12 protein-coding genes are annotated in these 8,707 nt (G+C 62.7%); 9 read left to right on the top strand and 3 right to left on the bottom strand.

The features are described 5' to 3' along the window. On the top strand, positions 1-113 hold a 113-nt coding region (locus tag I5W_RS00380; RefSeq protein ID WP_044527765.1), incomplete at its 5' end, for a phosphatidylglycerophosphatase A. 142 nt (positions 114-255) lie between these two features. Continuing rightward, a complete protein-coding gene (locus tag I5W_RS00375; RefSeq protein WP_017455489.1) occupies positions 256-738 on the top strand; it encodes a CinA family protein in 483 nt (160 codons plus the stop codon). 74 nt (positions 739-812) lie between these two features. Here I5W_RS00375 and pyrF read toward each other — a convergent pair whose 3' ends face one another. Next, complete coding sequence (pyrF, locus tag I5W_RS00370) at positions 813-1,631, bottom strand: orotidine-5'-phosphate decarboxylase (protein WP_017453904.1); 819 nt, start codon at positions 1,629-1,631, stop codon at positions 813-815. A gap of 165 nt (positions 1,632-1,796) precedes the next feature. Between pyrF and I5W_RS00365 the strand changes: the two genes are divergently transcribed. The 4 genes from I5W_RS00365 to I5W_RS00350 are packed head-to-tail and all read left to right on the top strand — an operon-like array spanning position 1,797 to position 4,091. Then, a complete protein-coding gene (locus I5W_RS00365; RefSeq protein WP_017453905.1) occupies positions 1,797-2,390 on the top strand; it encodes a LemA family protein in 594 nt (197 codons plus the stop codon). 18 nt (positions 2,391-2,408) lie between these two features. Further along, positions 2,409-3,248: a TPM domain-containing protein gene (locus I5W_RS00360; protein ID WP_199901683.1), complete on the top strand. Its 840-nt coding sequence runs from the start codon at positions 2,409-2,411 to the stop codon at positions 3,246-3,248. Position 3,249: 1 nt separating this feature from the next. Continuing rightward, positions 3,250-3,783, top strand: a complete 534-nt coding sequence (locus I5W_RS00355; RefSeq protein ID WP_044527763.1) for a TPM domain-containing protein — start codon at positions 3,250-3,252, stop codon at positions 3,781-3,783. A 38-nt stretch (positions 3,784-3,821) separates the two neighbouring features. Beyond that, positions 3,822-4,091 carry a hypothetical protein gene (locus I5W_RS00350; RefSeq protein ID WP_017453908.1) on the top strand — a complete coding sequence of 90 codons (270 nt, stop codon included), beginning with the start codon at positions 3,822-3,824 and terminating at the stop codon, positions 4,089-4,091. Between the two features lie 17 nt (positions 4,092-4,108). Here the strand turns inward: I5W_RS00350 and dacB are convergent, their stop codons facing one another. Further along, entirely contained in the window at positions 4,109-5,548 is a 1,440-nt protein-coding gene (dacB, locus tag I5W_RS00345) for a D-alanyl-D-alanine carboxypeptidase/D-alanyl-D-alanine endopeptidase (protein WP_044527762.1), read from the bottom strand. A 373-nt stretch (positions 5,549-5,921) separates the two neighbouring features. Between dacB and I5W_RS00340 the strand changes: the two genes are divergently transcribed. Next, complete coding sequence (locus tag I5W_RS00340) at positions 5,922-7,127, top strand: diguanylate cyclase (protein ID WP_044527761.1); 1,206 nt, start codon at positions 5,922-5,924, stop codon at positions 7,125-7,127. 242 nt (positions 7,128-7,369) lie between these two features. Here the strand turns inward: I5W_RS00340 and I5W_RS00335 are convergent, their stop codons facing one another. Further along, positions 7,370-7,552, bottom strand: coding sequence for a hypothetical protein (locus I5W_RS00335; RefSeq protein ID WP_017453912.1), 183 nt, complete (start codon positions 7,550-7,552; stop codon positions 7,370-7,372). Positions 7,553-7,644: 92 nt separating this feature from the next. Here I5W_RS00335 and I5W_RS31895 point away from each other — a divergent pair, with 92 nt between their 5' ends. Next, a complete protein-coding gene (locus tag I5W_RS31895) occupies positions 7,645-7,791 on the top strand; it encodes a hypothetical protein (protein WP_159106094.1) in 147 nt (48 codons plus the stop codon). A gap of 642 nt (positions 7,792-8,433) precedes the next feature. Next, positions 8,434-8,707: cation-transporting P-type ATPase (locus I5W_RS00330; protein WP_044527760.1), on the top strand; the 274-nt coding region annotated here is incomplete at its 3' end.

The raw sequence follows: 8,707 nt of genomic DNA, 5'->3' as shown, positions 1-8,707 counted from the left end.
CGATTGCCTGGTTCGACCGCCATTTCAGGGGCGCTTTCGGAGTGATGTGGGATGACATCGTGGCAGCCTTCTATACGCTGCTGGTGTTTGCGTTTTGGCATACCTATTGGTAACCGGAAGTGAACAATCGGCCTTTGTCCGATACAACAAATCCTGACATCGGAGTATGCTAGCTCGCGCAAGTTGTTGATCAACCGACCGCAGTGCGCCGGCGACCTGGCGCCAGACTGCGGCACAGCCGAGGAGATGACACTCATGGACAGCACCCTGGACCTGGCCACCCGCGTTGGCCACACCCTCAAATCCAAAGGCCTGCTGCTGGCCACTGCCGAATCCTGTACCGGTGGCGGCATTGCCCATGCCATCACGGAAATCGCCGGATCCTCGGAATGGTTCGACTGCGGTTTCGTCACCTATTCGAACGCTTCCAAGAACGAATTGCTGGACATCTCCGAAGCCCTGATCGCCCAGCATGGCGCCGTCAGCGAAGAGATTGCCGGGGCCATGGCCGAAGGCGCGGTGGCCAACAGCAACTCGGATGTGGCCGTCTCCACCACCGGCATCGCCGGCCCGGGCGGTGCCGTGCCGGGCAAGCCGGTGGGTACCGTCTGCTTCGGCTGGCGCGTGGGCGAGAAAACCTATACCGAGCGCTTGGTGTTCAAGGGCGACCGCCAGCAGGTGCGCGCCCAGACTGTCGAACATTCGCTCAAGGGATTGCTGAAGCTGCTGGCCGACTGAAAGCATCGAATATGAACAAAAAGGCGGCGCTCCCCTGGGAGTCGCCGCCTTTTCTTCATATTGGCTGGCGCCAATCAGCGGAAGCGGTTGATGGCGTCACGCGTCTCGATCGCCACGCGGCGCGCCGCAGCGGCGAAATCCTCACCGGCTTCGGGCTTGGCGTAGAGGATGGCACGTGAAGAATTGATCATCATGCCGGTACCCGAGGCGGTCTTGCCGGCGTTGACCGTGGCTTGCACGTCGCCGCCCTGGGCGCCCACGCCGGGCACCAGCAAGGGCATGTCGCCGATGATGGCGCGCACCTGCGCCAGTTCCTGCGGGAAGGTGGCGCCGACCACCAGGCCGCACTGGCCATTGGTATTCCATTTCTCGGCCACCAGGCGCGCCACGTGCTGGTACAGCGGCTTGCCATCGACTTCCAGGAATTGCAGGTCCGAGCCACCGGCATTGGACGTGCGGCACAGCACGATCACGCCGCGATCCTTCCATTCCAGGTAGGGCGAGACCGAATCCCAGCCCATGTAGGGGCTGACCGTGACGACATCGGCGTCATAGCGCTCGAAGGCTTCGCGCGCGTATTGTTCGGCAGTGGCACCGATGTCGCCGCGTTTGGCATCCAACACCAGGGGGATATCCGGGTACTGGCTGCGCAGGTAGGCGCAGATGCGCTCCAGTTGCTCTTCCGCGCCCAGCGCGGCGAAATAGGCGATCTGTGGCTTGAAGGCACAGGCGGCGTCGGCGGTGGCATCGATGATGGCGCGGCAGAATTCGAAGATGGCGTCGGGCTTGCCTTGCAGCTCGGCGGGGAATTTCTTGAGGTCGGGGTCCAGGCCCACGCACAGCAGGGAATTGCGCGAGGTCCAGGCGGCGTTGAGTTTCTCGATGAATGTCACGGTGATGCCTTTAACTGAAAGATGCGCTATTGTAGCGCGCCGGCCTGTCCCGACCTCGATTTTTGACTGATGTTCAGCGGTTTTCCCGGAACATCGGGCACTTCACGAGGCTTTTATGGTCACACGCGCTCCCTTTGCTTCACTTTTGCTACGAGGAAAGACAACATGAAAAAACTCTTCGCCTGGCTGGCCATTGCCATCACCGCCCTCACCCTCTCCGGCTGCGGCTACAACGAATTCCAGGCCAAGGATGAAGCCACCAAGGCCGCCTGGGGCGAGGTGGTCAACCAATACCAGCGCCGCGCCGACCTGATCCCCAACCTGGTCAACACCGTCAAGGGCTATGCCTCGCATGAGAAGGACACGCTGGAAGCCGTGACCCGCGCCCGCGCTGCGGCCACCAGCTTCCAGATCACGCCCGAGGTCTTGAACGACCCCAAGGCTTTCGCCAAATTCCAAGAAGTGCAAGGTCAGTTGTCCTCGGCGCTGTCGCGCCTGATGGCGGTTTCCGAGAATTACCCGCAACTGAAGGCCGACACCAGCTTCCGCGACCTGCAGTCGCAACTGGAAGGCACCGAGAACCGCATCACCGTGGCCCGTCAGCGCTATATCGCCGCGGTGAAGGATTACAACATCCTGGCCCGCAGCTTCCCCACCAACATCACGGCCAAGCTGTTCAGCTATGAAGTCAAACCCTCCTTTACGGTGGAAAACGAAAAAGCCATCTCGACCGCCCCCACGGTCAACTTCGGCAAGTAAGCGGGAGCCCGATTGGCCATGCGCAAGCTGCTCCTGACCTGCTGGCTACTGGCGTGCATCGCCCTGGTCGGCCCGGCCCGCGCCGATGACGGCCTGGTGGCAGTGCCACCGCTGTCGGCCCACGTGATCGACCAGGTTCACCTGCTGCAAGCGCAGCAGCGTCAGGCACTCGAAGGCGTGCTGGCCGAGATCGAACAGCGCACCGGCAGCCAGATCGCGGTGCTGCTGATGGCCTCCACCGCCCCGGAAGCCATCGAGCAATACAGCATCCGCGTGGCCGAGGCCTGGAAGCTGGGGCGCAAGGGTGTCGACGATGGCGTGATCCTGATCGTCGCCAAGGACAACCCCAAGTCGCTGCGCCGCCTGCGCATCGAAGCCGGACGCGGGGTGCAGGGCAGCCTCACGGATGCGCAATCCAAGCGCATCCTGGAAGACGTGATCGCCCCGCACTTCCGCCAGAACGATTTCTATGGCGGCCTGGCCGCGGGCGTGACCGCCATCACCACCCTGCTGGAACAGGAACAGTTGCCCCCGGCCAAGCGCCAGGCCGGCGCCGCCCATGCCGATAATGGCGGTGGCTGGCTCACGCTGATGGTGATCGTACTGTTCCTGGTGGTGTTCTTTGCCATGCTGCTCAAGTCGCGCCGCACTGCCCGCAACAATCTGGCCAGCAATGACTGGGGCCGGAGCAGCAGCACCACGGCCGGCGTCATCATCGGCAGCCTGGTCGATGAAGCCTTGCGTCAGGCCAGCTCCGGACGCGGCTGGCCGCGCTCGGGAGGCGGCGGTGGCTTCGGCGGCGGCTTCTCCGGGGGCGGTGGCACTTTTGATGGCGGCGGCGCCTCGGGAGACTGGTGACATGGCGCACAACAAGACATCCCCTTCCCTGCTGGTCCGTCTGCTGCGTCATCTGCGGATGAGCCGGGCAGCGGCCCGCCGGGCCTTCCCTTCGAGCACGCTCAAGGCCATCCAGGCCAGCATCGGCGCGGGTGAACAGACCCACCGCGCGCAAGTGCGGGTGATCGTCGAAGCCGCGCTGTCGCTGGGTGCGGTGCGACGCGGCGAAACGGCGCGGCAACGCGCGCATGAACTGTTCGCCCGCTATCGCATCTGGGATACCGAAGAAAACTGCGGCGTGCTGGTCTACATCAACCTGGCCGACCGCAAGGTGGAGATCATCGCCGACCGCGGCATCAGCGCCCGGGTCTCGCGCGAGCAATGGCAGCAGCTGTGCCGCACCATGACGGCCGGCTACGCCGACGGTCACTACGAGCGCAGCACCCTGCAAGCCCTGGCGGACTTGCACGACATTCTCAGGACCGTCCTGCCGCGTGGGAACGATAGCGACGGCAAGGTGACTAACGAGCTCTCCGACAAACCACTGCTGCTCTAGCGCCACACCAAGAAAGGCCGCAGGCAGCCCCTTCTCACATGCGTGTCCTGAGCAACCTGCTATCGCTATTCATGATCGTGATGGTCGTCTGGTTCGGGCTGGCCGTCATTGCCACCATCATCGAGGCCATCACCGGCAATCTCAAGCCCGAAACCTTCAGCGGCGAGAGTGACGCCGGCAGTGGTGGCACCGGCCCCCTCTCTGACAACCACGGCAGCGCAGGCTGTGATAGCCACGGCGGTGGCGACTGCGGTGGGGGTGGTGACGGTGGAGGAGGCGGTGACGGTGGCGGCGGTGGCGGTGATTAAGTCCCCTGCCTCAGCGATCAACCATTCTCGTACACCCACTGCAACAAGGCATCCTGCGCCTGCTGTCCATTGGGTGCCGCAGCGTGATTGATCAGGAACACCACCACGTAGGTCTTGCCCGAAGCCGCCTGTACATAACCCGCAATCGAACGCACATCGTTGAGCGTACCGGTCTTGATATGCGCCTGACCGGCCACGCTTTGCGTCTTCAGACGTCGACGCATGGTGCCGTCATAGCCCACCAGCGGCAGCGAGGATACGAACTCCGGCATCAGCGGCGAGCGATACGCCTGCACCAGCAGGCTGCCCAGCAAGAGCGGCGTGACCCGGTCGATGCGCGACAGACCCGCCCCATTCTCGATGACCAGGGCACTGGTATCGATGCCCTTGTCATTGAGCCAGGAGCGCACCGCGCGCACGGCATTGGTGGTGTCGCCAGGCTGCCCCGTCATCTCCGCGCCCAGCGTCAAGAGCACCTGGCGCGCCATCAAGTTGTTGCTGTACTTGTTGATGTCGCGAATGACTTCCGGCAGCGGCGGCGACTGCACTTCCACCATCAGCCGCGCCGTGGGCGTGACCAGTCCATTGAGCACGCGCCCGGAAAAACTGCCACCCAGCTCGGCCCACATCTGCACGAAACTCGCGCCGACATACTGCAGGTTAGTCATGCGATAAGGATGCACATACCACACGCGCGGCCCGCAATCGGCGGCATAGGTCCCGGCGAAATTGGCGGCATTGGCCTGGTTGTCCAACATCAGCTTGCCCTGCCAGTCACCGCAAGGCTCCTGCGACAGGCGCGGCGGGGTGATGGTGACACCTGCCATGGGCGGGTCCATGCTGACATTGACCACGCCATTGGTCACATCCGGCTCGAAGCGGAAGGCCTGGGTGCGGTAATTCAACAGCAAGGCGTCGGGACCGGCGTTATAGGGCTTTTGCGGATCGCCGTCGAATTGCGCGGGATCGTAGCTGGACTCGGCGAAATAGCTGCGGTCCAGTACCAGATTGCCGCGGATGTCCTTGATGCCGCGCGCGCGCAACTGGCGCAGGAACAGCCAGAAGTTTTCCAACACCAGCTTGGGGTCGCCCCCGCCCTTGAGAATCAGGTCGCCATTGAGCACGCCGTTGGCGAGCGTGCCGTCGATATAGGCCTGGGTCTTCCAGCGATAGGTCGGCCCCAGGATTTCCAGCGCCGCATCGGTGGTCACCAGCTTCATCACCGACGCCGGATTGAACGGCTGACTCACATTGTTGGAAACCAGCACGCGCTTGCCACTGTCGGCCTCGACCACCAGCACACCGGTATTCTGTTGCGGGATATGGGCTACGCGCAGCGCCCCCACCACCGGCGGCGGCAGACTTTGCGCCGCACTGGCAGCACTGGTCAGCAACGCCAGGGCAAAGGTGGTAAAGGTCAGGGAAGAAGATGATGCCAGGCGGGGAAAGCGGAACATAATCAGAGCCAGGATGAAGACCAGGCATTATAGGGGATAGCAAGTCGCCACCGGGCTACGGGCATAGAACGCTGATAGCAGGACATCCGGGCGTCACGTTGCCGTGCAACAATAGCGACTTGATGAGCTCCCGATGCCGCATGATGCGCAGGACTGCTTCCCCCTGTTGTCAAAGCTCAGATGTCAGAGTTCTGATATCAAAACTTGTGCAAGTCGTCCCGCCCCAGGCTTGCACCCGGCCCATCCGTGGAGTTACGCTGCGTCACACACTACTGTGAATTAACCCGCAAGTCATTGTCGCGTACCCGCAGCCCTTGCGCGCGGCGATCCCGGCTTCCCCCTTCTGCGGATTTGACGAAAGAAAAAGATCACCATGTCATCCCGTTCCAAGCCTGATTCCGGCGTGCTCCGGCCATCGCGGTCGGACCACTGGCGCCTGCTGCGCGAATTGCTCGACCCGATTGCCCTCTATCGCCGCCGACCGGCACGACCCGACGATCCACCGCAGCAAGCGCTGATCGGCAAGGGCGTGCGCTTCGTGCAGCGCATCTTTCGCTTGCGGCTGATCGGCCTGGGGATCGGCTTTTTCTGCGTGGCCGCAGGCTTCCTGCAATACCCGGTCGCCTGGCCGCTGTGGCTGCTGCTGGCCGCGCACGGCTACCTGTGGCCGCATCTGGCGCGCTACTGGGCCCTCAAGAGTGCCATCCCCTATCGCGCCGAACGCCGCAATCTCATCATCGATGCCGCCTTCGGCGGCTTCTGGATCGCCGCTCTGAACGGCAACCTGGTGCCCAGCGCAGTGATCTTCTCCATGCTGTCGATGGACAATATCGCCGCCGGCGGCCTGCGCCTGTTCATGCGCGGGCTGTATGCCAGCATCAGCACTGGCATCCTGGCCTGGTGGTTGCTGGGCGCGCAATTCCAGCCGCAATCGGACCTGCTCACCATCCTCGCCTGCCTGCCGATGATGGCGCTCTACCCGCTAGCCCTGGGCCAATCGACCTATGCGATGTCCAAGAAACTGGCCGAGCGCTCGCGCCAGTTCGAGATCGTCAGCCAGCTCGATGGGCTCACTTTGCTATTCAACCGGCGCTACTGGGAAAACCTGCTCGCCGCCGAGTTCGAGCGGCGCCGCCAGGGACATGCCCCGGCCCATCAAGCCTTCCTGCTATTGCTGGACCTGGACCACTTCAAGAGCATCAACGACACCCACGGCCACCTGATCGGCGACGAAGTGCTGCGCAATTTCTCGCGACTGCTACGGGCCAGCCTGCGCGAAGATGACTTGATCGGACGCTATGGCGGCGAGGAATTCGTGGTGATCCTGCGCGACATCCAGCCCGGCGAAGCCCTGGCGCTGTCGCAACGGCTGGTGGAAGCCGCGCGCGCGGCCAATGATGAAAATAATTTATACGGTTGCACCGTCAGCGCCGGCCTGGTGCCCTTTTCCACCGACATGGAGGCGTACTTCGTCTGGCTGCAACGCGCCGATCACGCCATGTACTGCGCCAAGGAAAGCGGCCGCGACCGCCTGGTAGTGTGGAACGAGAGACTGGAACGCAAGGTGCACGCGGCCTGAAGATCAGCAGGTCGCGACCTCATCGGAAAAGTTGGGAAACAGACGCCTCACCAGAACGATGGACGCAAAAAAGGCCGATGTCTTCGGGGCCGCCACGAGACCACTGTGAAAACATCGACCTAGGGAAATCAAGGCGGGGCAATCGGCATGACGGACTGATAGGCAACTTCCCTGGAAAAATGCCTGCGCCGATGCCCCGGCCATTGCCGCTAGGAGCGGCAAAGCGGGCCGTAGAAAGCCCGCTAAATTAGCACTGGCAGTGCCTCCAGTACTAAAAGGGCGAGCAGCGCGCCAAACACCGCGCCCACTGCTCTCAAACTGGTACGAACTACCCGCGAGGCCACCGGCACCTCCCCGCATAGCAACAATCCGGCCACCGTCATGGGAATGAAGAACATCAGATTGTTCATGATGAGGTTGGGCATGATGCATCTCCTGTCGAGTTTATTGGTCTTGCGCAGGGTGCTGCGCGCTCTCTTGTTGGGGCTTGCCTCGTTTCGAGTATAGGCCGTACACCATGGAAGACAAGGCTCGCCAGGCGGAAATCGGTGCTGCACAGCAGCGTCAAAGGCGCTTCCCGACACCTCTCCGTTCTCCAGTACGAAGCAAAAAGCTTCAGATCGCGCTTGTTGCAGATGCACAAATTTTTAGCAACATGGGATGAATTGCCTTGACCCTGTTTTCTACCCGGGCGTAGAATTCGCCCGTTTTCATTTTTTGGAGTCCCTCTCATGGGCACTTGTTCGGGTGACAGTTGTTGCCGGTTCATTCCGGGTTAAGCCTTAGCAAGGATTTCAGCAGGACTTCTTCCTGTCGTCATCTTGCACCAGGCAGATGACGGCATCTCATGTCGGTAGCGCACGGCCACCCCGGTGGCTGGTTCCAGCGTTGCTGCCGATAGCGACATTCCCTCACAACGACAGATCGACGATCGACCGCCGCTGACACGGCCTCAGAACGCATCTTCCAGCGCGTCCGCCTTGCCTGCCCCGTGCAGCGCCGGGCCGCTTGCTGCTTGCCGACTGACGCCGCGCCTCCCGCCGGGCCACTGGCCCTGCGGTGGCATGTCCGCTTGCGCCATCAGGCGCCGATGACAGGGGTTCCGCTCAACCAGGCGGAGGCTGCAATGCGACAGACATATCCATCATGAACCCGCGAAGACCGCGCGCGCCGAGGGCGCTCGCCCGTTCCTGTCGGTGCCGGCCACGGCGCCAACCCTGATGCTGCAAGCCCCTCAAGCCGGCTTGCCAGCGCGATGCAAACCCTTCGTCCACGGGACGAAGACCAACAAGAAAAGAAGCACGCCATGACTCTGAACCTGCTGAAAGAAACCTTTGTCAGCTTCATCCGCGCCCGCGGTATGGATCGCCACTTCCGCCGCCTGGGCATGGACATGTTCCGCAGCGCCCCGGTGACCCGCGAAGTCCCGCCCACCCTGGCCGAGCAATTGAGCCAGGCCTCCCGCAGCCAAGCCCAGGACCTGCTGCAACGCCTGCACACCCGCCTGGACGGCCTGACCGAAGCCGAAGCCGACGCCATCCGCGAACACAGCGGCCCCAACGAAGTCGAGCAGAAAAGCC

The organism is Herbaspirillum sp. B65 (assembly GCF_000333555.1).
GTDB lineage: Bacteria > Pseudomonadota > Gammaproteobacteria > Burkholderiales > Burkholderiaceae_D > Herbaspirillum > Herbaspirillum rubrisubalbicans.
The sequence above is the reverse complement of the archived record's forward strand: the minus strand, read 5'-3'. Positions and strand labels throughout refer to the sequence as shown.

Bases quoted from the DNA above. Each gene is read 5' to 3' on its own strand.
- I5W_RS00340 (WP_044527761.1), top strand. From the start codon at position 5,922: ATGTCATCCCGTTCCAAGCCTGATTCCGGCGTGCTCCGGCCATCGCGG.
- I5W_RS00360 (WP_199901683.1), top strand. From the start codon at position 2,409: ATGCGCAAGCTGCTCCTGACCTGCTGGCTACTGGCGTGCATCGCCCTG.
- I5W_RS00375 (WP_017455489.1), top strand. From the start codon at position 256: ATGGACAGCACCCTGGACCTGGCCACCCGCGTTGGCCACACCCTCAAA.
- I5W_RS00350 (WP_017453908.1), top strand. From the start codon at position 3,822: ATGCGTGTCCTGAGCAACCTGCTATCGCTATTCATGATCGTGATGGTC.
- dacB (WP_044527762.1), bottom strand. From the start codon at position 5,548: ATGTTCCGCTTTCCCCGCCTGGCATCATCTTCTTCCCTGACCTTTACC.
- I5W_RS00365 (WP_017453905.1), top strand. From the start codon at position 1,797: ATGAAAAAACTCTTCGCCTGGCTGGCCATTGCCATCACCGCCCTCACC.
- I5W_RS00355 (WP_044527763.1), top strand. From the start codon at position 3,250: ATGGCGCACAACAAGACATCCCCTTCCCTGCTGGTCCGTCTGCTGCGT.
- I5W_RS31895 (WP_159106094.1), top strand. From the start codon at position 7,645: ATGGAAGACAAGGCTCGCCAGGCGGAAATCGGTGCTGCACAGCAGCGT.
- I5W_RS00335 (WP_017453912.1), bottom strand. From the start codon at position 7,552: ATGCCCAACCTCATCATGAACAATCTGATGTTCTTCATTCCCATGACG.